Annotated in this window: 30 protein-coding genes and 1 tRNA gene; 6 read left to right on the top strand and 25 right to left on the bottom strand. The window is 68.1% G+C overall.

Going from position 1 to position 21,717, the window contains the following annotated elements:
• A partial coding sequence (locus tag ACZ7L9_RS07935) for an Hsp70 family protein (protein ID WP_383864639.1) occupies window positions 1–1,092 on the bottom strand: 1,092 nt, incomplete at its 3' end.
• Between the two features lie 329 nt (window positions 1,093–1,421).
• Between ACZ7L9_RS07935 and ACZ7L9_RS07940 the strand changes: the two genes are divergently transcribed.
• From ACZ7L9_RS07940 to ACZ7L9_RS07950, 3 genes are all read left to right on the top strand, one after another.
• Window positions 1,422–2,105 carry a sugar transferase gene (locus ACZ7L9_RS07940; protein WP_471413511.1) on the top strand — a complete coding sequence of 228 codons (684 nt, stop codon included), beginning with the start codon at window positions 1,422–1,424 and terminating at the stop codon, window positions 2,103–2,105.
• Between the two features lie 100 nt (window positions 2,106–2,205).
• Window positions 2,206–4,473: a (Fe-S)-binding protein gene (locus ACZ7L9_RS07945; protein WP_471413513.1), complete on the top strand. Its 2,268-nt coding sequence runs from the start codon at window positions 2,206–2,208 to the stop codon at window positions 4,471–4,473.
• Window positions 4,474–4,647: 174 nt separating this feature from the next.
• Window positions 4,648–5,574 carry a Yip1 family protein gene (locus ACZ7L9_RS07950; RefSeq protein ID WP_471413515.1) on the top strand — a complete coding sequence of 309 codons (927 nt, stop codon included), beginning with the start codon at window positions 4,648–4,650 and terminating at the stop codon, window positions 5,572–5,574.
• Between the two features lie 131 nt (window positions 5,575–5,705).
• On the opposite strand, the gene ACZ7L9_RS07955 is transcribed toward ACZ7L9_RS07950, so the two are convergent.
• Window positions 5,706–6,206, bottom strand: coding sequence for a phosphoribosyltransferase (locus ACZ7L9_RS07955; RefSeq protein ID WP_471413516.1), 501 nt, complete (start codon window positions 6,204–6,206; stop codon window positions 5,706–5,708).
• A 5-nt stretch (window positions 6,207–6,211) separates the two neighbouring features.
• Window positions 6,212–6,787 (bottom strand): dCTP deaminase, encoded by a 576-nt coding sequence (gene dcd, locus ACZ7L9_RS07960; protein ID WP_072487843.1) that lies wholly within the window; start codon window positions 6,785–6,787, stop codon window positions 6,212–6,214.
• Between the two features lie 465 nt (window positions 6,788–7,252).
• On the opposite strand from dcd, the gene ACZ7L9_RS07965 reads away from it, so the two are divergent.
• Window positions 7,253–7,323: transfer RNA gene (locus ACZ7L9_RS07965), tRNA-Gly, on the top strand.
• A gap of 54 nt (window positions 7,324–7,377) precedes the next feature.
• On the opposite strand, the gene ACZ7L9_RS07970 is transcribed toward ACZ7L9_RS07965, so the two are convergent.
• The 20 genes from ACZ7L9_RS07970 to ACZ7L9_RS08065 form a co-directional block, all read right to left on the bottom strand.
• A complete protein-coding gene (locus ACZ7L9_RS07970) occupies window positions 7,378–8,562 on the bottom strand; it encodes a tyrosine-type recombinase/integrase (protein WP_471413518.1) in 1,185 nt (394 codons plus the stop codon).
• The gene (locus ACZ7L9_RS07975) at window positions 8,562–8,771 is read right to left on the bottom strand and encodes an excisionase family DNA-binding protein (RefSeq protein ID WP_329832957.1); all 210 of its coding nucleotides are present in this window, start codon (window positions 8,769–8,771) and stop codon (window positions 8,562–8,564) included. The genes ACZ7L9_RS07970 and ACZ7L9_RS07975 overlap by 1 nt, the downstream gene beginning before the upstream one ends.
• 253 nt (window positions 8,772–9,024) lie before the next feature.
• Window positions 9,025–10,233: a DUF3631 domain-containing protein gene (locus ACZ7L9_RS07980; RefSeq protein ID WP_471413519.1), complete on the bottom strand. Its 1,209-nt coding sequence runs from the start codon at window positions 10,231–10,233 to the stop codon at window positions 9,025–9,027.
• Complete coding sequence (locus tag ACZ7L9_RS07985; protein ID WP_471413521.1) at window positions 10,230–10,583, bottom strand: hypothetical protein; 354 nt, start codon at window positions 10,581–10,583, stop codon at window positions 10,230–10,232. Before ACZ7L9_RS07985 ends, ACZ7L9_RS07980 begins: the two co-directional genes overlap by 4 nt.
• Window positions 10,580–11,470, bottom strand: coding sequence for a bifunctional DNA primase/polymerase (locus ACZ7L9_RS07990; protein ID WP_471413522.1), 891 nt, complete (start codon window positions 11,468–11,470; stop codon window positions 10,580–10,582). Before ACZ7L9_RS07990 ends, ACZ7L9_RS07985 begins: the two co-directional genes overlap by 4 nt.
• Complete coding sequence (locus ACZ7L9_RS07995; RefSeq protein ID WP_471413523.1) at window positions 11,467–11,661, bottom strand: hypothetical protein; 195 nt, start codon at window positions 11,659–11,661, stop codon at window positions 11,467–11,469. The genes ACZ7L9_RS07990 and ACZ7L9_RS07995 overlap by 4 nt, the downstream gene beginning before the upstream one ends.
• 86 nt (window positions 11,662–11,747) lie before the next feature.
• Window positions 11,748–11,921, bottom strand: coding sequence for a hypothetical protein (locus ACZ7L9_RS08000; protein WP_471413525.1), 174 nt, complete (start codon window positions 11,919–11,921; stop codon window positions 11,748–11,750).
• A 16-nt stretch (window positions 11,922–11,937) separates the two neighbouring features.
• Window positions 11,938–12,180 (bottom strand): hypothetical protein, encoded by a 243-nt coding sequence (locus tag ACZ7L9_RS08005; RefSeq protein ID WP_471413527.1) that lies wholly within the window; start codon window positions 12,178–12,180, stop codon window positions 11,938–11,940.
• 153 nt (window positions 12,181–12,333) lie between these two features.
• The gene (locus ACZ7L9_RS08010) at window positions 12,334–14,412 is read right to left on the bottom strand and encodes a cell division protein FtsK (protein WP_471413528.1); all 2,079 of its coding nucleotides are present in this window, start codon (window positions 14,410–14,412) and stop codon (window positions 12,334–12,336) included.
• Window positions 14,413–14,514: 102 nt separating this feature from the next.
• Window positions 14,515–14,835, bottom strand: a complete 321-nt coding sequence (locus tag ACZ7L9_RS08015) for a hypothetical protein (protein WP_471413531.1) — start codon at window positions 14,833–14,835, stop codon at window positions 14,515–14,517.
• Window positions 14,836–14,910: 75 nt separating this feature from the next.
• The gene (locus tag ACZ7L9_RS08020; RefSeq protein ID WP_471413532.1) at window positions 14,911–15,099 is read right to left on the bottom strand and encodes a hypothetical protein; all 189 of its coding nucleotides are present in this window, start codon (window positions 15,097–15,099) and stop codon (window positions 14,911–14,913) included.
• 16 nt (window positions 15,100–15,115) lie between these two features.
• On the bottom strand, window positions 15,116–15,484 hold the full coding sequence (locus ACZ7L9_RS08025; protein WP_471413534.1) for a DUF6251 family protein: 369 nt from the start codon (window positions 15,482–15,484) through the stop codon (window positions 15,116–15,118).
• Complete coding sequence (locus tag ACZ7L9_RS08030) at window positions 15,481–15,666, bottom strand: hypothetical protein (protein ID WP_471413536.1); 186 nt, start codon at window positions 15,664–15,666, stop codon at window positions 15,481–15,483. Before ACZ7L9_RS08030 ends, ACZ7L9_RS08025 begins: the two co-directional genes overlap by 4 nt.
• A gap of 143 nt (window positions 15,667–15,809) precedes the next feature.
• A complete protein-coding gene (locus ACZ7L9_RS08035) occupies window positions 15,810–16,022 on the bottom strand; it encodes a hypothetical protein (RefSeq protein WP_471413538.1) in 213 nt (70 codons plus the stop codon).
• Window positions 16,019–16,348, bottom strand: coding sequence for an RRQRL motif-containing zinc-binding protein (locus tag ACZ7L9_RS08040; RefSeq protein ID WP_471413540.1), 330 nt, complete (start codon window positions 16,346–16,348; stop codon window positions 16,019–16,021). The genes ACZ7L9_RS08035 and ACZ7L9_RS08040 overlap by 4 nt, the downstream gene beginning before the upstream one ends.
• Window positions 16,348–17,220, bottom strand: a complete 873-nt coding sequence (locus ACZ7L9_RS08045) for a protein spdB (protein ID WP_471413541.1) — start codon at window positions 17,218–17,220, stop codon at window positions 16,348–16,350. Before ACZ7L9_RS08045 ends, ACZ7L9_RS08040 begins: the two co-directional genes overlap by 1 nt.
• Complete coding sequence (locus ACZ7L9_RS08050) at window positions 17,217–17,501, bottom strand: hypothetical protein (RefSeq protein ID WP_471413544.1); 285 nt, start codon at window positions 17,499–17,501, stop codon at window positions 17,217–17,219. The genes ACZ7L9_RS08045 and ACZ7L9_RS08050 overlap by 4 nt, the downstream gene beginning before the upstream one ends.
• Complete coding sequence (locus ACZ7L9_RS08055; protein WP_471413546.1) at window positions 17,479–17,658, bottom strand: hypothetical protein; 180 nt, start codon at window positions 17,656–17,658, stop codon at window positions 17,479–17,481. The genes ACZ7L9_RS08050 and ACZ7L9_RS08055 overlap by 23 nt, the downstream gene beginning before the upstream one ends.
• Window positions 17,655–17,909: a DUF6284 family protein gene (locus tag ACZ7L9_RS08060; protein ID WP_471413548.1), complete on the bottom strand. Its 255-nt coding sequence runs from the start codon at window positions 17,907–17,909 to the stop codon at window positions 17,655–17,657. The genes ACZ7L9_RS08055 and ACZ7L9_RS08060 overlap by 4 nt, the downstream gene beginning before the upstream one ends.
• Window positions 17,910–17,996: 87 nt before the next feature.
• The gene (locus ACZ7L9_RS08065; RefSeq protein WP_471413549.1) at window positions 17,997–18,446 is read right to left on the bottom strand and encodes a transcriptional regulator; all 450 of its coding nucleotides are present in this window, start codon (window positions 18,444–18,446) and stop codon (window positions 17,997–17,999) included.
• A gap of 861 nt (window positions 18,447–19,307) precedes the next feature.
• On the opposite strand from ACZ7L9_RS08065, the gene ACZ7L9_RS08070 reads away from it, so the two are divergent.
• Both ACZ7L9_RS08070 and ACZ7L9_RS08075 read left to right on the top strand, forming a co-directional pair.
• A complete protein-coding gene (locus ACZ7L9_RS08070; RefSeq protein WP_471413551.1) occupies window positions 19,308–20,027 on the top strand; it encodes an XRE family transcriptional regulator in 720 nt (239 codons plus the stop codon).
• Between the two features lie 4 nt (window positions 20,028–20,031).
• Window positions 20,032–20,505: an NUDIX domain-containing protein gene (locus ACZ7L9_RS08075; RefSeq protein ID WP_471413553.1), complete on the top strand. Its 474-nt coding sequence runs from the start codon at window positions 20,032–20,034 to the stop codon at window positions 20,503–20,505.
• Here ACZ7L9_RS08075 and ACZ7L9_RS08080 read toward each other — a convergent pair.
• Together ACZ7L9_RS08080 and ACZ7L9_RS08085 are read right to left on the bottom strand one after the other, a co-directional pair.
• Window positions 20,493–21,065, bottom strand: coding sequence for an HD domain-containing protein (locus ACZ7L9_RS08080; RefSeq protein ID WP_471413555.1), 573 nt, complete (start codon window positions 21,063–21,065; stop codon window positions 20,493–20,495). The two genes, ACZ7L9_RS08075 and ACZ7L9_RS08080, sit on opposite strands and share 13 nt — an antisense overlap.
• A complete protein-coding gene (locus ACZ7L9_RS08085; protein WP_471413557.1) occupies window positions 21,062–21,529 on the bottom strand; it encodes a GntR family transcriptional regulator in 468 nt (155 codons plus the stop codon). Before ACZ7L9_RS08085 ends, ACZ7L9_RS08080 begins: the two co-directional genes overlap by 4 nt.
• Between the last annotated feature and the right edge of the window lie 188 nt (window positions 21,530–21,717).

A 21,717-nucleotide genomic window follows, 5' to 3' on the forward strand; every position in this document is an offset into this window, starting at 1 on the left:
GTCGAGCAGCAGGACGTCCTTGACCTCGCCCTTGAGGACACCGGCCTGGAGCGAGGCACCGATGGCGACGACCTCGTCCGGGTTCACACCCTTGTTGGCCTCCTGGCCACCGGTCAGCTCCTTGACGAGCTCGGCGACGGCCGGCATACGGGTCGAGCCACCGACGAGAACGACGTGGTCGATCTCGGTGAGCTGGATGCCCGCGTCCTTGATGACGTTGTGGAACGGCGTCTTGCAGCGGTCCAGGAGGTCAGCGGTGAGCTGCTGGAACTGCGAGCGCGTGAGCTTCTCGTCCAGGTGCAGCGGGCCCTCGGCGGACGCCGTGATGTAGGGCAGGTTGATCGTCGTCTCGGTCGAGGACGAGAGCTCGATCTTCGCCTTCTCCGCGGCCTCGCGCAGACGCTGGAGCGCCATCTTGTCCTTGGACAGGTCGACGCCGTGTCCGTTGGCGAACTGCTTCACCAGGTAGTCGACGACGCGCTGGTCCCAGTCGTCACCACCGAGGTGGTTGTCACCGTTGGTGGCCTTCACCTCGACGACGCCGTCGCCGATCTCCAGCAGCGACACGTCGAACGTGCCGCCACCGAGGTCGAAGACGAGGATCGTCTGGTCGTCCTTGTCGAGCCCGTACGCCAGCGCGGCGGCCGTCGGCTCGTTGACGATACGCAGGACGTTCAGGCCCGCGATCTCGCCGGCCTCCTTCGTCGCCTGACGCTCGGAGTCGTTGAAGTACGCGGGGACGGTGATGACCGCGTCGGTCACCTTCTCGCCCAGGTACGACTCGGCGTCCCGCTTCAGCTTCTGCAGGACGAAGGCGCTCATCTGCTGCGGGTTGAAGCTCTTGCCGTCCAGGTCGATCTTCCAGTCAGTGCCCATGTGGCGCTTGACGGAGCGGATGGTCCTGTCGACGTTGGTCACTGCCTGACGCTTGGCGACCTCGCCGACCAGCACCTCGCCGTTCTTCGCGAAGGCGACGACGGACGGCGTGGTCCTGGCGCCCTCTGCGTTGGTGATGACGGTGGGCTCGCCGCCTTCGAGAACGCTGACGACGGAGTTAGTCGTGCCCAGGTCGATGCCGACCGCACGTGCCATTTCAATTCCTCCAGCTTGACTACTTGAGTGCAACTGACTCAAGGATGCACGACCCCCGTCCCAGTGTCAACAGAGTTGAGTCGAGCAGACTCAACTATCGTGCACGCACCTCGCGCCCCTCGAGATCACCGACGACACCCGCCCGCCCTGCGGGCCGGGTAGACCCGCCCCATCATCGCGCCATGGGATCGTTCTGTCACAAAATGCCGCGAGTCACGCAAAACCCGCAATCGATCCGCTCGATCCGCCCGACCCCCAGGCAGGTGCGAACGATGCAGAGGCAGAGACGGAGACAGAGGCATGGCCGGAGACATGGACAGGGAGAGTGGGTGCGGCGGTGGCTGCAGGTACGGGCGCAAACGCGGCAATGGCTGTCGGCGCGGCAATGGGCGTCGGCGCGCCAGTGGGAGCGGCCGTCGGCCAAGCGCACACTGGATCTAGCCCTCGGCTCGCTCCTGCTGGTCCTGGCCACCCCCCTGCTCGCCGCGGGCGCCCTCGCCCTCGCGGTACGGCGACCGCCCGGCGGGGTGCTGGCCCGGTCGCCCCGGATCGGCCTGGGCGGCCACCTCTTCGTACTGCGCTCGCTGCGCACCCGGCGACTGCGGCTGGATCTGCTCTCCCGCCTGCCGCACGTCGTACGGGGAGACCTCTCCCTGGTCGGGCCGGAACCCCTGGCGCCGGGCGACGACCGGGCCGCCGGAGATGTCGGACCGAGTACCGCCGACACCCCGGCATCCGCCACCGCCCCCGCCGCGGGACACTGGCGGCAGGAACTGAAACCGGGCCTCACCGGCCTGGCACAGGTACGTTCCCGTTCCGGAATGCCGTGGGACGAGCCCGCCCTGCTCGACCAGCACTACGCCGAGCACCACTGGGTGGGACTCGACCTGGCCATCCTGGCGAGAGCCGTACAGACTCCGCTGCGCAGGGCGATCCGCGGACTCACCCGGCACGGCAGGGCACACCTGAGCGACACAGATCACCGCCGGTGCGGCTACAGCGCGGCGGAATAAGTGGATAGTGTCAGCACAGACTGATTAAGTTACTGCTTAGTAGTCGCCAGTACGCTTGTAGACGCTGGATCCCACCCTCGCAGGCCCGAGGAGCCCCCAAATGCAACTCGCCGCGATCATCGTGTCGCTGGTGCTGACTGTCGTCGGCGTTGCGCTCATTGCCCGAGCCGTCGCGCAGATCTACCGGTTCGTCACGCTCGGACAGCCGGTCCCGGCGGGCAGCCGCACCGACAATCCGAAGCAGCGCACGATCACCCTGGTCAAGGAGTTCCTCGGCCACACCCGGATGAACCGGTGGGGGATCGTCGGCTTCGCGCACTGGTTCGTCGCCATCGGCTTCCTGACGCTGCCGCCGACGCTGCTCCAGGCTTACGGACAGCTCTTCAAGGCCGACTGGGTCCTGCCGATCATCGGCGACTGGCCGCCGTTCGAGATGTACACCGAGTTCATCGGTCTGATGACGACGGTCGGCATCCTCGTCCTGATCGCCATCCGGCTGCTGAACCTGCCCTCGCGGGCCGGCCGCAAGTCCCGCTTCGCGGGATCCAAGGCCTGGCAGGCGTACTTCGTCGAGTACGTCATCCTCGTCATCGGCCTGGCGATCCTGACCCTGCGCGGTCTGGAGGGCGCGATCCACCACGTGGAGGGCTACGAGGCCTCGTACTTCATCTCGTACCCCCTGGTCCTCGCGTTCAAGGGCCTCTCGCTCGGCACGCTGCAGAACCTCATCTACTTCACCGCGATGATCAAGATCGGCGTCTCGCTGATCTGGATGATCACGGTCTCGCTCAACACCAACATGGGTGTCGCCTGGCACCGCTTCCTCGGCTTCCCGAACATCTGGTTCAAGCGGAACGCGGACGGGGCTTCGGCCCTCGGTGCGCTCCAGCCCATGACCTCGGGCGGCAAGGAGATCGACTTCGAGGACCCGGGCGAGGACGACGTCTTCGGTGTCTCCCAGGTCGAGCAGTTCTCCTGGAAGGGCATCCTCGACTTCTCCACGTGTACGGAGTGCGGTCGCTGCCAGTCGCAGTGCCCCGCCTGGAACACGGGCAAGCCGCTCTCCCCGAAGCTCCTGATCATGTCGCTGCGCGACCACGCGCACGCCAAGGCCCCGTATCTGCTGGCCGGCGGCGGCAAGGACATGGAGGGCAACGAGAAGGCGACCGAGGAGCAGCTGAAGGACGTCCCGGCCGCGGCGCTCGCGGAGGCCGAGCGACCGCTGATCGGCACGGTCGAGGAGAACGGCGTCATCGACCCGGACGTGCTGTGGTCCTGCACCACCTGCGGTGCGTGCGTGGAGCAGTGCCCGGTCGACATCGAGCACATCGACCACATCGTCGACATGCGCCGCTACCAGGTGATGATCGAGTCCGCGTTCCCGTCCGAGGCGGGCACGATGCTCAAGAACCTGGAGAAGAAGGGCAACCCCTGGGGGCTCGCCAAGAAGCAGCGCGTCGAGTGGACCAAGGAGGTCGACTTCGAGGTCCCGATCGTCGGCAAGGACGTCGAGGACCTGTCCGAGGTCGACTACCTGTACTGGGTCGGCTGCGCGGGCGCTCTCGAGGACCGCGCCAAGAAGACCACCAAGGCCTTCGCGGAGCTCCTCCACATCGCGGGCGTCAAGTTCGCGATCATGGGCGGCGACGAGAAGTGCACGGGTGACTCGGCCCGCCGCCTGGGCAACGAGCCGCTGTTCCAGCAGCTCGGCCAGGAGAACGTCGCGATGCTGAACATGGCGTTCGGCGAGGACGACGAGGACGACTCGACGAAGAAGGCGAAGGCCGCGAAGAAGATCGTCGCGACCTGCCCGCACTGCTTCAACACCATCGCGAACGAGTACCCGCAGCTCGGCGGCGAGTACGAGGTCATCCACCACACCCAGCTGCTCCAACACCTCATCGATGAGGGCAAGCTGATCCCGGTGACGCCGGTCGAGGGCCTGATCACGTACCACGACCCGTGCTACCTGGGCCGCCACAACAAGATCTACACCCCGCCGCGCGAGATCATCGCGAAGGTCCCGGGCCTCAGGAACGAGGAGATGCACCGCCACAAGGAGCGCGGCTTCTGCTGCGGCGCCGGTGGTGCCCGGATGTGGATGGAGGAGCGGATCGGCAAGCGCATCAACAACGAGCGCGTCGACGAGGCTCTGTCGTTGAACCCTGACATCGTCTCCACCGCCTGCCCGTTCTGCCTGGTCATGCTGACCGACTCGGTCAACGGCAAGAAGAACGACGGCAAGGCGAAGGAGTCGATCCAGGTGGTCGACGTATCGCAGCTGCTGCTGGACTCCGTGAAGACCCCGGCCGACCCGGCCGGGGAGACGGAGACGGCGGACGCACCTGAGCCGGAGCCGGTGAAGTAGCTCGGGCTGTCGTGCGACAGAAGCGGCCGGACCTGCCTCGGGGGCAGGACCGGCCGCTTCTGCTTTCCGTCCCCCCGGGGCATCCCCTAGGGGATGTCACAGCTCGGCCGCAATGGCGGGCGGGTTTCCCAGGCCCTCTCACCGCACCCGCGCGGACCAGGTACGTTCGATGACGTGGCTGGATTCAGGATCGGACGCGGCCGGGACAACCGCACCCCGCAGCAAGCGCAGCAGCAACCGCGGCAGCAGCCGTACGGCACACAGGCACCACCGCCGTACGCCCAGCAGCCATGGCCGCCGACGGGAGGCAACGGCGCCCCGCCCCCGTACAACAACGGCGGCTACGGCAACGGCAGCGGCTACAACGGCGGTGGCGGCCACGGCGAACCGGAGTACTTCGGCGACCCGTACCAGCAGCCCCACCACCCCCACGGATCCCCCCACCAGGGCGACCCGTACGCCAACTCCCCCGGCCACACCCAGGCGTTCAGCATCGGCGAGGATCCGTACGGCGACGGCAACACCTACCGCGCCGGCCAGGCCCCCGCCCAGCCCGCCGGACCGCGGCTGCCGTGGAAGGACCTGCTCGCCGGCATCGTGCTGCGCCCCGGACCGACGTTCTGGCAGATGCGCGACTACCCGGTCTGGGGCCCGGCGCTCATCGTCACGTTCCTGTACGGCCTGCTCGCCCTCTTCGGCTTCGACCAGGCCCGGGACGACGCGATCCACGCGACGATCTCCACGGCGGTCCCCTACGTCGCCATCACCGGCATCTGCTTCGTCATCGGCGGCCTGGTCCTGGGCGCGGTCACGCACACCCTCGCCCGCCAGCTCGGGGGCGACGGCTCCTGGCAGCCGACCGTGGGCCTCTCCATGCTGATCATGTCGATCACGGACGCGCCGCGCCTGATATTCGCGCTCTTCCTCGGCGGCGAGAACTCCCTGGTCCAGGTCCTCGGCTGGATCACCTGGCTGGCCTCGGCCGCGCTCTTCACCTCGATGGTGAGCAAGTCGCACGACCTGCCGTGGCCGAAGGCGCTGGGCGCGTCCGCGATCCAGCTGATCGCGCTGCTGTCGATCATCAAGCTCGGCACGATCTGACGCCCTCGCCCGCGCAGATGCGAAGGAACCCCCGGTCCTGGGACCGGGGGTTCCTTCATATCTTCAGAAGCCAGGAGTACGCACACACGCCACGTGTCACAGCCCACACGTCACGTGTCACAGCTCACACGTCACGCGTCGAGAACCTGTCCGCTGCGCCGCACGACGGGCTTGTCCACGCTCCAGGGGAAGTTGATCCAGCGATCGGTCTTCTTCCACACGTATTCGCACTTCACCAGCGAATGCGACTTCTCGTAGATGACCGCGCTGCGTACCTCGGCGACATGATCGACACAGAAATCGCGCACCAGCTTCAGCGTCTTCCCGGTGTCGGCGACGTCGTCGGCGATCAGAACCTTCTTGTCCGAGAAGTCGATGACATTGGGAACGGGAGCCAGCATGACCGGCATTTCCAGGGTGGTACCCACTCCGGTATAGAACTCCACATTCACCAAATGAATATTTTTGCAGTCCAGGGCATAAGCGAGCCCGCCCGCGACGAATACCCCGCCCCGCGCGATGCTCAGCACGACATCGGGCTCGAATCCGTCGTCGGCCACGGTCTGCGCCAGCTCACGCACGGCATGACCGAAACCCTCGTACGTCAGGTTCTCCCGCACCTCACCGCTCATCCGCATCACACCTGGGTCCGGTGGAAATTCATGAACGACCGCGACGCGGTCGGCCCGCGCTGGCCCTGGTACCGCGATCCGTACCGCTCGGAGCCGTACGGGAACTCCGAGGGCGAACTGAGCCGGAACATGCACAGCTGCCCGATCTTCATCCCCGGCCACAGCTTTATCGGCAGCGTCGCGAGATTCGACAGCTCCAGGGTCACGTGCCCGGAGAAACCGGGGTCGATGAACCCGGCGGTCGAATGCGTCACAAGACCGAGCCGGCCCAGCGAACTCTTGCCCTCCAACCGCGACGCGAGATCGTCGGGCAGCGAGATGACCTCGTACGTCGAAGCGAGCACGAACTCACCGGGGTGCAGGATGAACGCCTCGTCCCCGTCCGGCTCGACCATGCGCGTCAGATCGGCCTGCTCGACGGCTGGATCAATATGCGGATAGCGGTGGTTCTCGAACACCCGGAAGTAGCGGTCGAGCCGCACATCGATGCTCGACGGCTGCACCATCGACGCATCGAACGGATCAATGCGTACACGTCCGGCGTCGATCTCGGCCCGGATGTCCTTGTCTGAGAGAAGCACGCCCCGAGGATACGCAGAACGCGCGGGACCACCCCAATCCGGGACCGCCCCGCGCGCCTGACACCGCTCCTACCGCTGCTCGAACACCACAGGCACGGCATGCCGCAGCCGCGCGCAACGAGGACAGCGAATGAGCCGCCCGGGACCGATCCGCCCGGACCCGAGCTGCTGCATCGGGAACGAAGCGGTAGCGAATACGTGCCCTTCGGCACAGCGGACGACGGTGCGCTCCATGGAGTCCATCAAGTCCCTTCCCCAACAAACCGTGGACGAGAACGCCACATTAGGGGATGAACAGGACGCCACTCCAGGCGGCACTCCGGCCCCCACGCTACGCCCCCAACTCCCGCCCCCGGCACCCGCATCCACCCTCCCCCACAACAAAATGGCCCCATGGCTCAAACGCCGGGGACCTGGCATGGGGTAGAGTGTGCAACGATGCGCAAGCGATCAACGGTGCGCTTCGCGGGTGTAGTTTAATGGTAGAACATGAGCTTCCCAAGCTCAGAGCGCGAGTTCGATTCTCGTCACCCGCTCTTCCAAGAGGGCTCAGGTCAGCGACCTGGGCCCTCTTCGTTGTCTAGACCTCTCTATGCGTCGCGCACCACCTCCGCACCACCTGCCCCCTTCTGTGACTGCTCGCGCGCCTTCTCGCGGGCGGCTTGCACCATCCGATCCAGCCCACCGGCCACCTCCTTCTGCCGCTCGTGATCGGAGTGTTGGTAGATGAGCGCCGCCTTCTCGGTCGACTGCCCAGCGCGCACCATCGTGTCTTTGAGCGTCGCCCCGGATCGGGTCGAAAGGGTGTGCCCGGTGTGGCGGAGGTCATAGAACCGAAAATCGCTCGGCATCCCAACCTTTGTGCGCGCCCTTTTCCATTTCCGCCCGAAGGAGGAGCGGCGGAACGGGGCGCCCTTCTCCCCCACGAAGAGCAGGCCGTCCGGGCCCTTCTCCGCGTACCAGTCCAGATGACGCTTGAGGTCGATCCGCAGGAACTGCGGCAGGACCACGACCCGCTTGCCCGCCTCGGACTTGGTCGGCCCCTCCGCCCGCTGGCCGGTGGCCAGCTCCGGCGCTGCCTTCCGCACGGTGATCGTGACGTTGTCCACGTCAACGTCCTTCCGGCGAAGTTCGGCCTGCTCCTCGGGACGCATCGGGCCGTATGCCCCGAGGTAGACCATCAGGCGCCACCGGATGCCGATCGCGTCAGCGAGTGCGTCCACCTGCTCGACACTGGCGACCTGCCCAGACTTGGACACCTCCTTGCCGGCGCCCCTGATGCGGCACGGATTCCGGCGGATCAGCTCGTCATCCACTGCGGTCTCCAGGATCGCTTTGAGCAGCCGATACGACTTGGCTACGGTCGTGGCGGCGCTCGTGGTAGCCAGTCGCTCCGTCCTCCACTCACGGACCCTTGGAGGGGTGATCTCGTCCAGGTCCAGCTCTCCGAACGTGGGCAGGACGTGCAGTCGGAGCAGCCGGACGTACAGCTCTTCCGTGAGCGACGCGACTCCGCGTTCCGCGACCCACTTCGTCGCGTACTCCTCGAAGTTCACTGCCCCCGCGTCCGGGTCACGCCAGTTTTTGCGCGTGATGTCAGCCTCGATCTGCGACAGCCAGATCTCGGCGTCTGTCTTTGTTTCGAATGTCTCTGGAGCGCGTTGCCGCAGCCCCGTCGGGTCGAGGTACGACGCGGTCCAGCGCCCGGAACGGTACTGCCGAACCGCTCCGAACCTCCTCATGCCCTTGCCCTTCTTGGGCCCCCTCGCTCCCATCAGGCGGCCCTCCTCACACGGCGGCGGGGCTGGATCGGCTCGACGGTGTGTGACTCGATGAACGTGACCACCGCGCTCTGCGGGATGCGCACGTGGCGGCCCACCTTCACGAACCGGATGCGGCGCTCGGAGATGAGTCGTCGTGGGAACCGCTCAGTGGTGCCGAGCAGTTCGGCAACCTCAGGGACAGACAGGTACCTCTCGCTCAGTGGCGGAGTGGTGGGAGGGGTGGGCGCGGCAGTCAACCGGCGCCCGATTCGAGCAGCGCTGCTCATCAGACGTGTCTCCTTGGCGGGATGCCGGGGCCGTCTGGCCCCTTCCTGTCAGGTCCGCTACCTCCGCTACCTCCGCTACCGTGCAGGTCAGGGGCATGATCGAGGTAGCGGATAGGGGTAGCGGTAGCGGATGGATCCGCTACCGGCTCCGGCCCATGCGGGGCACGGGGCTGGTAGCGGGTAGCACTCAGGTAGCGGACGGGAACAGCTCTGCCGCTACCGTTTCCGGGCCGCTGACCTGCGGGGTAGCGGAGGTAGCGGAGGTAGCGGCCCCTGAGGGGGGTGGGGGGCAGTACCGCTGCCACGCGTCATGGAGATCGAGGGCGTAGTAGCCCTTGAGGACGGCCCCGGCGGACTTGATGTTGCGGGCCTTGACCGGGGTGTTGTCGGTGGTCATGTACTCGCCGAGCATCTTGGCCAGGCTCCGGGAGTCGATCGGCCGGCCGCTCATGTCCGCCCAGGGTGCTTCGTCCAGCGCGCACAGCCGGTCCAGGATGGCGACCGTCGGCATGCGGTCGATGCCCGCCATGACGTGGTCCCGAAGGTCGGTGAGCAGGCGGATGCCGAGACTGCCCTTGTCGTCGGCCCTGGCCGCGGTGACCAGCTCCATGCACGCTGTGCGGGCGCGCTCGGGCCAGTCGCCCCCGGCCGCGTCCGCGACGGACAGAAGGGGCTCCCACACATCTGCGGGGCGGTCGGTGACTCCCTCGGGCATCTCGGGCCACCTGCCCGCGATGTCGTCGCGGACCTGGTCGGCCCACTGGGCGAGCCGGTCCCGCAGCGCGTGGCCCTCGGCCTCGTGCAGTCGGGCCCGGAACGGCTCGGCCTTCTCGTTCCTCGCGCGGCGCCGCATGCGGATGATGACGGACCGCGTCGTGATCGTGTCCGGCAGGTAGCCGAGCCCCGCGACGGAAACGGCGGTGTAGGAGGGGAACTCCACAACCGTCTGATTCCCTCCGTCCCCGATGCACCGGTAGGTGACCCCGGAGCGACGGTGGCCCGCATTCAGGAAGCCGCGAAGCTCCTCGTTGTCCCCTGCCTTGGGGCCAAAGACTGTGTCGATCTCGTCGAACAAGATCGTGGGCCGTCCGGCCGGGTCGGAGACGGACCGGAAGAGCGCAGCGGCCCGCGCGTTCACCGCCAGCATCGGACGCGGCACCAGCGTCTCCACCACCTCCAGCGCCCGCGACTTGCCGGACCCCGGTTCCGGGGAGAGGAACGCGAGCCGCGGAGTGGAGTCGAACGCGTCGAGGAGGTGGGCGTGCGCGTCCCACAGGGCGACGGCCACATAGGCGGCCTCGCGGGGGAACACGTTGAACCTGCGGTGGAACCGCTCGACTTCGGCGAGCAGGGCCGCACCGTCGATGGGGGCCGTGGGCTGTGCGGGGGCGGTCATGCGGCGCTCCTGTTCTCTTCGGGGGCTCGGTGGGGGCAGTGCCAGACGCGTACGCGAGCGTTCAGCTCGGTGACGGCCTTCCGGCCGCGTGCGCGTTCGTGGTGCCCACAGGCGCACAGCCAGTCGGCTACGGGGAATCCGCCCCGTTCCAGTCCGCGGATGTGGAGACCGGGGCGGATGCCGGTCGTGGCGGTCGTGCGCGGGGCAGGACGAACAGCAATGGGGACGGCCTTACGGCCGACGACCTTCGGCGCACCACTGCCAGATGCGGCGGGGGCCGGTTCGGCGGTGCTGGGCCCGGTAAGGGGTGTCGGGAGGCTCTTCAGGGCGGAGCGGGGAGGGGCGTTCATGCCGTCCTCCGCTGCGGGTTGCGTGCGATAGACCAGTTCAGACCGCTGCGCACGGTCGAGCGGCACTGGCGCGACGACAGGCCGGCGCACTCCCCCGCCGACTGAAGAGCCTCCTCCACCACTGACCGGGGAAGGTCGCCCCACGCGATGAACCGCCCCAGGGCTCGCGCCGCCGAAAGCAGAGTCGAATCCCGCTCACCCTCCGGAGCGCTCCCCACGGTCGCCGTTTCCGCCGTGAGCGCGGCTGCGGCGTAGCGAGAGGCCCTGGACGACGACGGCACAGCCATTAGTGCCTGCGACTCCTGACGGGGTCTCAGAAGGGTGTACAGCCAATCCGGTAGTGGGGCAGGGCCGGTGGGGTCGGTGACGGTGTAGGGGCCGGTGGGGGTGGAGCTTCCGGGGGCGACGACATACCCGCCCCATGCCCGTGTGTCGATCAGCTTCCCGAGCAGGCCCGCACTGTTCGTCATACGGGTGCTGGGCGGGGCGGTGAAGTACAGGTGGTGTCCGCCGCTCGCGGTCCGGGTCCGGTAGGTGGCGGGGACGGCCTGTCCGGCGCGCTCGCAGAGCGCCGTGAAGGTCGTCACGCCGGAAGGCGTGCCCTTACTGCTGTTGGGCTTGGGCATGTCGAGATCGACGACGACCAGCCCGGACGGGCCCGTGGCGATCCCGATGTTGAATGGCCGGTCGGCCCACGCCCGGCGAATCCGGTCCGGGTCGACCGTGGCGCGGTCTTCCCACTTCCGGTGGCCGTCGGCGCAGTCACCGAGTCCGGGGCAGGTGGTCTCGCCGTGGAGGGCGGGCCGCTTGTCGCCGGGGCGGAGAGGGAAGACGTGCCAGCCATGCTCTGCCGCGTTCAGGGCGGCGGTCAGCAGGTGTGTGCTCATCGGGCGGTCCTCTCCGTGGGCTCCGCGAAAGCCGCGGCGATCTGCATGAGGAGCGTTTCGGCGGCCATGAGGTGACCGGCGAGGGTCCCGGCGTTGGTCAGGTCGATGACGCCGATGTCCGCGACGTAGGCGCGGGCGGCCTCGATCGCTACGACCTGTTCGGCGGCCTGGATCGGGGTGGGGTGGGTCATGATGGATGTCTCCAGTTCTCGTGTGTGAGCTGCTGGACGAGGGCGGCCCCGGTTCATTGGCGTGAGACAGGGGCCGCTTTCGGCGTTCAGTTGTGGAAGCGGTTGGATTCGGGGTACTGGTCAAGCCACGCTTCCGCGCACACCTTGTGGACGGGTTCGCGGTCGTGGGAGCGCATCGGGGTGGGCTTGCCGCAGAGCACGCAGGGCAGGTCGCGGGTGGCGTCGTAGTGCCGGTTGTCGCGCCAGTCGAGCAGCGGCATGACTGTCTCCTCGGGGTCAGTCGCGCTTCGGCTCGGGGCGGGTGCCTGTGGTGTGGATGCGTTCTGCGTGGTTGTGGATGCGGCGTCCGAGGCGGAGGCGGTAGCGGTCGCCGTGGCAGCGGCGGCAGACCTCGGCAGCACCTCGGGTGTCGGTCCGGCCGGTGCCCCGGCACTTGCGGCACGGGCCGAACGGCCGGGCCATGCACAACGCTGCGTAACCGGCGATGGCGAGCAGGAGTAGGAGGCTAGCGAGACCCATGGAGGGGTCCTTTCGCTTCAGGGGGGGCGGTTTTCCTGGGTTTTCGCAGGTGGGCCGCTAGACGATAGTGGGCAGCTCAGGGAGGCTTTTGGTTGCTAGCGGGGGTGCTAGACCTAGCAGTCGGGGCCGCTAGGTCTAGCAGTCGTGCTCGGGTCAGGCAGCCGCCTTGTTCTGGTCACGGCGGGTGATGGCGGTGGTGATGTCGGCGCGGTCGATGCCGCGCCGGTTCTTGCCTTCGCCGGTGTCGGTCTGGCCCCAGACCTGTCCGGCCTTGATGCCGTGGGGCTTCAGTGCGGTGGTGACGTTCTCGCCCTTCCACCCGGCGTAGGCGTCGGGCTGGGCGGCGGTCAGGCGGGTGGCGATCCGCTCGCACCACACCGCCTTCTCTCCCGGCGCGATGACCGCGAGGACATCGGCGAGGATGTCGGAGCGGCCGGTCTTCTCCGGCCCGTTGCCGATGGCGTGGCCGGTGATGTTGCCGTATTCCTCCCGCGCGGTGCGGGCCCGTGCGGCGATCTGCTCGGCGGCAACGGCATCCACGAAAGCGGAGGCGACGATGCGGGGGTCGTCGCCCTCACCGGCCATCCAGCAGATCCCCCGGTCGGACCGGGAGAACATCGTGGCCCGGTATCCGGCCTTGTACATCGACGTGCCGAGCACCATGTCGTTCGCGGGCTGAGCCATGACCTTCAGGCAGAACCGCAGCACTGCGTTGGCGCTGATGCCGGTGGGCAGCGACTTCGCGTCCGGCCGCTGGGTACCGAACAGGGTCACGATGCCCAGCGCCGGGCCGCGCTTGACCAGGTCGGTGCAGATCGCCTCGATCTCCTTGCCGTGCTCCTCGTGCTCGAAGGGCACCTGGCACTCGTCGAACCCGACCACGATCGGGTGGAGCTTCAGGGCCTTGTCGCTGGCCAGTTCCGGGGTGACCTTCGACTCCGGGCAGCGGGAGCGCGGCAGGGACTTGATGACCTTGGCCCGGCGGCGGAGTTCTTCCTTCAGCTCCCGCAGCGCGTCCAGGACGTATTCGATGTCGTCGTCCTCCTCACCGGCCCGGTAGCGGTGGCAGACCGGTTCCAGGGCCCCGAAGTCGCCGGTGCCCTTGAAGTCGAACGCGTGCAGCTCGGAACGGGGGTCCAGGGCGGCGATGAGCAGGAACAGGCGCATCAGGAACGTCTTGCCCATGCGGGGGATCGAGCCGACGACGACGGCGGCGAACATGAGCGTCACGCTCACGTCCCGCATCCGCTGGTCGTTGCCGAACACCACAGGCTTGAACAGGTCCACCGTCCCGGACTTGAGCAGCGGCCAGGCGGGTTTGGTCGTCTCGTTCATCGGCTTGTCCCCGACCCACAGCACCAGGCGGCCTTCGTGCTCGGTGGGGTCCGGCGAGGGCCATACGCAGCCGACCTTGCGCCGCAGACCCGAGGCGAGCGGCTTGCGGGACTCCATGATGTCCTCGGGCGTCACCCCGTAGGGAAGGTCCAGGTCGGCGCGGTAGCCGGGGCCGTCACGCACGATCTCCGAGACGAACCGCAGGCCGTTCATGTCACCGCCCTTCTTGATTCCGGCGGAGATCTTCGCGTTCCCGATCGAGTCGAGACCGCGCAGCACGATGCTGCCGGTCAGCTTCTGCACCTCGGTCTTCAAAACCGCGGGCCCGACGACCGGGGCGTCGGGCTGCTGACCGGCCATGCCCAGCAACAGCACCCCGCCGGCCGCGAACGCGTACATGAACGCGGGGGCTATGACGTACAGCCAGAGCGCGAACCCCAGGCCGAACACGGCCGCGACCAGAACGACCAGACCGCGCAGCCGAACACGGCCGGACCGCAGCCGGGCCAGACGCATGTACTCCTCGGTGTCCTCGGCGCGCACGGCGGCGGCCCGCAAAGGTGCGGCTTCCCGGTCCCACACCCACCGGTTGGTGGAGGCGATGAACCGGCACGCACCCCGGGGGGACATCAGTGCCAGCCGCCCGGCATACACCGGCAGACGCACACTGTGGAACAGGGCGCTGTAGCCGAGGTTCGCCCCGGCATGCCGGGCGGTGGCCGCGAAATCCCGCCTGTTGGTGAGCCACCCGGCCAGGACCGGCTTGCGCTTCTCGATGCTGACCTTCGGGTTGGGCAGTGCGGGGTTGTCGACCGCGACCGGCGCCGCAGGCTCGTTGTCGTCGTCGAGGTCGGGGACCGGGCGCAGGTGAGTGGCCGGAGCGGCGGTATCCGTCATGCTGGTACTTCCTCCTGCTTGATGGGCGGTGAGGGCTGGTGTCGGGGCGGCTGGTGTCCTTGGCCGGGTACGGCCGCCCCGACACAGCGCGGGGTGGTGTCTTCAGCGCTCCGCACGGGCCACGGCGCGCTCGGCGCGGCGCACGGCGTCCTCGGCCTGCTTGCGGGCCTGGCGGGCGGCGGGGCGGTCGGTGCGGGCGGAGGTGCGCTCGGCGGCCTTGGCGTTCGCGAGGGACTGGCGGGCGTCGGCCTGCACCTGGTGCAGAGCCCGCAGCTCCTGGGCGCCGCGCTCGGCGGCCCGCTGGTCGATCCGCTCGATCGCCTTCTCGACCTTCGGGTCGACGCAGTCCGCGAGGGCCTGCCGGAATCCCTTGCGGAACAGGCGGGCACGCTCGCGCTTCTCGGCGGGGGTGTAGCTCTCCACGATGTCCTCCTCGGGCGGGGCCGGGCTGTCCGGCTCCCCGCCCGCCCCGGGGCGACCGGGGCGGACAGGGAACCGTCAGGTGGGCCTCAACTCCGAGGTGTGGCACAGGACGGGGCCGATCAGGGGACTGATCCGGTTCACGGTCCATCGGCCCTCGGTCAGGGGTCCGGGAGGTACTTCGTCGACGATGCGGCCGGTTCTGCCGGCCGCGCGCGGGTCGTCCTCGCAGCGGACGATCCGCACCTTGTCTCCTGCCTTGAACATGACGGGCTCCCTTCGGTCAGCGACGACGGGACTTGGTGAGGGACTTGGCGGCGGCCTTGCCGTCCGTACCGCCGACCGACTTCACGACGGTCACGACGCCCCAGGCCAACACGGCGGCGAGGAACGCGAGCATCGCGAGGTTGGCGGCGATGGCGGTGAGGACGCCGACGAGGAGGGGGCCGAAGTACACGCCGGCCGCGACCGCCCCGGCTCCGACGCCGGAGCCGAGCGCGACCCGCTGGACCGTGCGGTCCGGGGGTGCCTGGTGGATGTGCTGGACGATCTGCTGCGGCGCGGCCTGCGGCTGGGCGGGCAGGTGGTCGGCGTAGGTGTAGGTGCCGTCCGGGAGCTGTACGACCCGGACCGGCTCGGGGAGGTTGTTCACGGCTGCTTCCTTTCGGCCCGGACGCGCTTGGTCCAGGCGTCCTGACGGGCGATGAACTCGGAGTGGATCGGGGCACCTTCGGTGCACGGCTGGTCGTCCTGGCAGGCGGCGCAGGCTCCGAGATGCGTCGTGGACTCCTCGAACGCACGCATGTAGGCGATGAACTCGTTGTCGCGAGACACAGATCTCCTCGGATCAGGGCAGGGGCGGGCCACCGGCGGCGGGGAGGCGCGTCGGCTTGTGGGTGGTGCGGGGAGTGCCCCGGGCCGGATTCGATCCGGCACCCTCACGGCGTTGCCGGGGCTCCTGGTGCTGGTTGGGCGGCCTACTGGTCGGCGTCGTTGCTGATGTGGATGTCGCCGTTGAAGGTGCCGCCGGTGATGCCGTAGTTCTCGCCGCCGAAGTGGCCGCCGGTGATGGTGCCGCCGCTCGCCTCGGCCGCCTGCTTGAAGTCGGCGGCCGACGGGTTGTCGTCGCTGTTGATGGTCACGTTGCCGAACTTGAAGATCGCCATGGTTCTGCCTGCTTTCTGATTCATCGGTGGGTGGTGTCGGTGCAGGTCACGCATGCGCCGAGCGTGGGCGGGATGCAGTACCCGGCGTCGCGTCGGCACTCGGGGCAGGTGCGGCGTGCGCGCATGGCCTTGGCCAGTGCCGCCGCACGGGCGGGGGTCATGGGCCGTACCGGCTTGGCCCGGTCGATCCGGTACAGGTACGCGACCAGCGGCCCGCGGCGCCGTCGCGGGCGTTCGAGCTGGGCGGCCACGTCCTGACCGCCGGGCCGCAAGCCCATGGCGCGGAGTTGGCGGCGGGTTGCGTACTCGTCCGGGGCGAGGCGCCATCGGTATACGGGGAGCGTGGCCATCAGGCGACCCGCTTCCATGAAGCGCGGAGCCGGGTCTCGGATGCGGAGTGACCGGCGGCCCGGAAGCGCGCGGCCACCTCGCGGTAGGACAAGGCCGGGTCGTCGCTGAGGCGGATCTCATCGACCAGGGTGTCCAGGGCGTCATCAGTGAGCGCGGGCCCCGACTCCAGAGCGCGGATGGAAACCGGCTCGGAGGGTCCCCACACGGGCAGTTCCCACCGGGGCGCGACGCCCGGCGTGACGTCGGGCGTGACGGGGGTAGTCACGCTGGTCAGAGCCCTGTTCGTGCCCTCACCGCCCCTTGCCTGCTCCAGCGTCGACCACGCGTCGGCCAGGGTCCGGGCGGTCTCGGCCTGCACCCGTGCGACACGTGCCCCGGCCTGCGTCACGGCCGTCAGCCGCGTCTCCTCGGTGCCCGCCTGCGCCCGCAGCCGGGCACGGGCCACAGCCGCGTCATCGCGGGCCTCCTGCTGGATGCCCCGGATCTGAGTCAGGGCACCAGAGGTGAGCGCGGTCCGCTCCCACATGGAATGGACCAGCCACAAAGCCTTGGCCGCAATCGGCAGCCACGCCACGGCCAGCCACGCACCCGTGGACTCTTCGACGGTCAGCGCGTGCGCGATCAGGACCCCGGTGGCGACCAGGCCAAAAGACCAGCCGACCACGGTCACCGTGACGTTGTGGTCGCCCTGAGCTGCAAGGCGGCGTTCATAGGCGAGGGTTGCCAGCCACCCGCCATCGATCCCGAGACCGACGACCAGCGCCACCATCCACGGCATCACCGGGCCCAGCCACAGCATGACCACAGCCAGCGTGAGAGCCATGGAAACCGCCGTCATCGCAACGGCGGGCAAAACAGTCTTGGCCTTCATGCCGTCCCCTCCTCCTCGCGGAACACGAACGGGGCGTAGTCGACCGGCTCCCTGATCGTCCGGCGCCGGATCTCCGCCGCGCTCCCCGCCACAGCCTCCGGGTACCGGGAGCGGGTCAGCACATCGAGCACGACACGGACGTCCAGGGCCCGCAGTTCGAGCAGCCGGTGGTGGGCGCGCTCGGCCGCCGCGTCGACTGCCGGCAGGGGCAGATCGAGCGCGGCGACCACTGCGGCCAGCAGATCCCTGAACGGCTCATCAAGGCCGGTGCTGTCGCTCATCGCGTCCCTCCCCACGAACGAGGAGGAGGTGCACGGCGACGACACCGGCCGCGGCAAGAGCCCCGGCGTAATGGACGTCCTGGCGGCCGATGACCAGGCCCAGGACCTCCACGGCGATGCCGAAGAGGGCCAGGAACCAGAAGGTGATGAGGTTCATGCGGCTTCCCCCGTCCCGGTGTTGGCGAGCACGGTCCGGGCAGCGAGGACTTTGCGGCGGGCGCGGCGGATGCGCCGCTCGTCCAGCTCGTTCGGCGTCCGGTCCAGCAGCGCGATCTGCACGTCCAGCAGCTCGACTTCCGCCGCGATGACGGGCATCTCCCGCTCGATCGCGTCCAGGTCGGCATCCGACGGGCCACCGTCGAGCGAGGCCGCCGTAACGAGGGTCTGAAGTGCAGCGATGGTCTTCATGGGTCGTTTTCTCCTGTCGGTGGGACGGCCCGAAAGCGGCCCCGGTGGTAGGACACCGGGGCCGCGCGCCGTTCATGGGGTGTGGGGTCAGACGGTGGCGATGAGCACCGAGGCGATCAGCAGCCACAGGTGGTGGAAGGACTGGTCCAGGGCGTAGGCGCCGGTCCCGATGTGCGGGTTGTCGTCGTGGCCGGCGCGCGGGGCACCGAGCCGGTAGAAGCCGCCCAGCCCGAGCACCTCGGCGAGACGGGCGAGGGTGCTGCGGCGGTCGGCCCACCAGTGCGTGGCCGCGTCAACTCCCAGACCGGCGACAAGGCCCAGCAGGGACAGGTGCAGTCCCAGCAGGAAGGCCACGGGCAGGAGTAAGGCCAGCTTCGTGGCGGTCAGGGTGGCGACGTGGCGGGCACCGGCCAGACGGCCGGTCCAGCCGGGCTTGCCCTTGTTCGCGGACTGGCAGGAGGTCTGCACCCAGTGGTCACCCACGCTGTGAGCGACGTACAGGGTGACGAACACGGCGGCGAACACTGAGGTGGCCATCAGCGCCGCCCCTGTGCCCGCGCGTTGTCCTCGCTGCGCTTGTTCGCTTCGGCGTTCTTACGGGACAGCTCGTCCCGCTCCGCGTCTGTCAGACTCGTCAACACAGGGACCTCCTAGTCAGGTGCCTGTCAGCGCCGTCCGGAGGGGCAACTCCGGGCGGCGCGCTCATTGGAACCAGGGGATTCCGGCTCCCCTCAGCCCCGCCCGTACGCGCCCCGCGAAGGAGGCCCGGACGGACGGAGGAGGCAACCGGCGCAGCAACCGCTGCGAGGGTGATCCCGACTCCGCGAATCACCGGCTGTCCCGGTGCGCTTCAGCGGCGGATCAGGTAGACGCGAAGGGCATCACCGCCCGTGCCGGTCCAGCACGAACAGGGCCTTGGTACATCGCTGGTACATGGCACGACCTCCTTGGTGTCGGCTATGCAGGATGGGATGAAGCACTGCAAGGGGGACCTCGTCCCCACTCTCCGGCCGTTGCTCGCGGTCGCCGGGCCACCTCGCCAGTCGGGCCGAAGCCCATTGCGTCCTACCTGGCCTTTAGCGGGATTGCAGCGTCCCCGCCCTTAGCTCAAGAGCAGCCCGAACAGGGCTCCTCTTACCGCTTCCGCCTTGCGGCCCGATGCGATACCTGCATTACAGGTGCTGCATCGGGGTTCCGTCAAGCGGAGCGATGGAACTTCTCGGTTTCGCGCCGTGAACTTCCTGGCGCACCATCAGCATCGCTGCAGGTCAGGGGCGTTGGTTACCCCATGCGTGGACAGCTCAGATTCATCTGGCTACCTTCGAGACGTCCCTAGACGTCCCATCGGGGGTTGAGATGTCCAACGAACGCTTGCGGTCTGCCCTACTTGCACAGGGCATGACCGTGCAGGACCTGGCCGAGTCCATCGAGGTCAACCCGAAGACGGTCGAACGCTGGATCACTCAGGGCAAGGTGCCGTATCGGCGGCATCAGTACGCAACCGCGGCCCGACTCAACGTGGACGTGACGACGTTGTGGCCGGACGACGCTCGCGCTGTCGACACGGCTGCGGACCTGAGTAAAGCCGAGATCGTCACCATCTATCCGCACCGGCACATGGTGCCAACCAACCTGTGGCGCGAGATTTACGAACGAGCCGAGTCACGCATCGACGTGCTCGTCTACTCCGGACTGTGGCTGTCGGAGGATCCCCTGTTCCATGACCTCCTGAAGCGGAAGGTGCAAGGGGCCGCTCAGGTACGGATTCTGCTGGGGGATCCGGGCTGCGCGGCGGTGCGTCAACGCGGCATAGACGAAGGTCACCGCATCATGGACGGCAAGATCCGCAACGCGCTGATGAACTACCGGCCGCTCTTCGCGAGCCACCCCGACATCGGCTTTCGCTTGCACGACGGAACGCTCTACAACTCGCTCTTCCGATCCGACGACGAAATGCTCGTGAACACCCACGTCTACGGAATCGGGGCTTACATGGCGCCCGTCCTGCACTTGCGACGACTCCCGGGAGGCGGACTCTTCGACACCTACGCGAATAGCATCGAACAGGCATGGGGCAGCGCACGCCCGATTGCGGATCACGACATTGTGGGAGCTTGAGCACATGGGACGCATCGACTACCTCCACGACCCCGACGCCCCGCCGGCCAACTCGGTCGTGCCGTCCGTCGTGGCGTTCGTGCAGAACGAGATGGGCGACGTCCTGCTCATCCAGCGTTCGGACAACGGTCGTTGGGCACTGCCCGGTGGCGGTCACGACGTCGGCGAGTCCATCAGCGACACCGTGGTGCGTGAGGTCTGGGAAGAGACCGGCGTTAAGGCTGAGGTCATCGACATGTCGGGGATCTACACCGACCCCGGACACGTGATGCTGTACGACGACGGCGAGGCACGGCAGCAGTTCAGCATCTGCTTCCGTGCCCGCCCTGTCGGCGGCGCGCTCCGTACGAGCGACGAAACAACCCAGGTCCGCTGGGTCTCTCCGGCGGACCTGGTGCAGTTCGACATCCACCCCACCATGCGGCTCAGGATCGAGCACGCGATGGACCGGACGCGCACTACGCCTTACGTCGGCTGACGCTTGGCGGCCGATAGCCGTTCGACGACGCGCGCAGTACTGGCGAGGATCTCCGGCTCCGCGCGTCGGATGAATTTCCCGATCAGGCTGTCCGGACCGTAGCGACCGGCGATCTCGTTCACCCGGTCCACAGGGTTCGTCGGAGTTCCGTCCGGCGTCGTGTTCATGTCGCAGTAGCAGAGTGCATCGGCGAGATGGGGGTGCTCCCGAGGGAACTCTCCGTCCAGCTCGTCACGTAGTCCGCGTGCTTCAGCTTCCATCCACGCGCAGGAGTGGTGAGCCACAAGGCGTACCACTCGCTCGTCCGCTTGGGCGACGTGCCGGAGGTACCGCGCGCCGTCCATCGGGTGGAAACCCGTCTTGGCGAGGTCGGGTGAATAGCCGATGTCGTGCAGAACCGCCGCTGCCTCCATGAGGCCAGCGTCTGCCCCAAGGATCGACGCGATCGTACGGGCTCTCTCCGCGACCCCTTGTGAATGGGCCCATCGGCGGGGCAGGGGCTCGGCGAGCAGCGATTCGGCGAGGGGGTAGGCCCAGTCAGTCAATGCCGTGGAACTCAAGGTTTGGCACTCTCCTTTTGGCTCGGCAGAGACAGCACCGTTCGCTGCTTCCCCTGCTTCCCTTCTGACACCAGTCCGGCGGCCTGCAGTTTGTCGAGTGCTTTGCTTACCGTCGGTCGCGAGACGCCGAAGCGTGCGCACAGCGCCGACGCGCTGGGGAAGGCCGCCCCCACCGCGAGTTCGTCATCCGTGATCACGTCAGCAAGACGTTCGGCCAACGGTCGACGGTCGACGGATTCCCCATGCCGAACCACCCGCCAGCGCGCGCCGGGCACCGGTTCTGCCACCCCCTCCTTCTGGAGAGCACCGAAGACCCGAAGGGCGACGCCGCGGGATACACCGTGGTCGCGCATCAGGTCCGCAGCCGACGGCAGCTCGGTCATTTCGTCGTCGGCTTCAATCTGAGCCCTGACAACATCAGCGATCTTCAGGAAGGTCCCGCGGGGGCTGGCCTGCTGCGACACGCGTCTTCCCTCTCTCCGTCGTAGTTGTCTCAAGCCTGCCATGCTCCTCTTCTCGTCAGTACTGCCCGGCTGGGATGACTCTGTCGGTGGCCAGTGCACTCTGGACGCCCAGCTCCGGATGGCGCGCCCAACACCCGACTCGGCTAGCGGACGATCACGGACTGACGAACCTGACGCGTTCGCAGCGC

The sequence above is a fragment of the Streptomyces sp. NPDC111516 genome (assembly GCF_055635345.1).

Coding starts and splice junctions, on each gene's coding strand:
- ACZ7L9_RS07945 (WP_471413513.1), top strand. CDS start 2,206: ATGCAACTCGCCGCGATCATCGTGTCGCTGGTGCTGACTGTCGTCGGC.
- ACZ7L9_RS07955 (WP_471413516.1), bottom strand. CDS start 6,206: ATGAGCGGTGAGGTGCGGGAGAACCTGACGTACGAGGGTTTCGGTCAT.
- ACZ7L9_RS07970 (WP_471413518.1), bottom strand. CDS start 8,562: ATGGGAGCGAGGGGGCCCAAGAAGGGCAAGGGCATGAGGAGGTTCGGA.
- ACZ7L9_RS07980 (WP_471413519.1), bottom strand. CDS start 10,233: ATGACCGCCCCCGCACAGCCCACGGCCCCCATCGACGGTGCGGCCCTG.
- ACZ7L9_RS07985 (WP_471413521.1), bottom strand. CDS start 10,583: ATGAACGCCCCTCCCCGCTCCGCCCTGAAGAGCCTCCCGACACCCCTT.
- ACZ7L9_RS07990 (WP_471413522.1), bottom strand. CDS start 11,470: ATGAGCACACACCTGCTGACCGCCGCCCTGAACGCGGCAGAGCATGGC.
- ACZ7L9_RS07995 (WP_471413523.1), bottom strand. CDS start 11,661: ATGACCCACCCCACCCCGATCCAGGCCGCCGAACAGGTCGTAGCGATC.
- ACZ7L9_RS08000 (WP_471413525.1), bottom strand. CDS start 11,921: ATGCCGCTGCTCGACTGGCGCGACAACCGGCACTACGACGCCACCCGC.
- ACZ7L9_RS08005 (WP_471413527.1), bottom strand. CDS start 12,180: ATGGGTCTCGCTAGCCTCCTACTCCTGCTCGCCATCGCCGGTTACGCA.
- ACZ7L9_RS08010 (WP_471413528.1), bottom strand. CDS start 14,412: ATGACGGATACCGCCGCTCCGGCCACTCACCTGCGCCCGGTCCCCGAC.
- ACZ7L9_RS08020 (WP_471413532.1), bottom strand. CDS start 15,099: ATGTTCAAGGCAGGAGACAAGGTGCGGATCGTCCGCTGCGAGGACGAC.
- ACZ7L9_RS08035 (WP_471413538.1), bottom strand. CDS start 16,022: ATGAATCAGAAAGCAGGCAGAACCATGGCGATCTTCAAGTTCGGCAAC.
- ACZ7L9_RS08040 (WP_471413540.1), bottom strand. CDS start 16,348: ATGGCCACGCTCCCCGTATACCGATGGCGCCTCGCCCCGGACGAGTAC.
- ACZ7L9_RS08045 (WP_471413541.1), bottom strand. CDS start 17,220: ATGAAGGCCAAGACTGTTTTGCCCGCCGTTGCGATGACGGCGGTTTCC.
- ACZ7L9_RS08050 (WP_471413544.1), bottom strand. CDS start 17,501: ATGAGCGACAGCACCGGCCTTGATGAGCCGTTCAGGGATCTGCTGGCC.
- ACZ7L9_RS08055 (WP_471413546.1), bottom strand. CDS start 17,658: ATGAACCTCATCACCTTCTGGTTCCTGGCCCTCTTCGGCATCGCCGTG.
- ACZ7L9_RS08060 (WP_471413548.1), bottom strand. CDS start 17,909: ATGAAGACCATCGCTGCACTTCAGACCCTCGTTACGGCGGCCTCGCTC.
- ACZ7L9_RS08065 (WP_471413549.1), bottom strand. CDS start 18,446: ATGGCCACCTCAGTGTTCGCCGCCGTGTTCGTCACCCTGTACGTCGCT.
- ACZ7L9_RS08070 (WP_471413551.1), top strand. CDS start 19,308: ATGACCGTGCAGGACCTGGCCGAGTCCATCGAGGTCAACCCGAAGACG.
- ACZ7L9_RS08075 (WP_471413553.1), top strand. CDS start 20,032: ATGGGACGCATCGACTACCTCCACGACCCCGACGCCCCGCCGGCCAAC.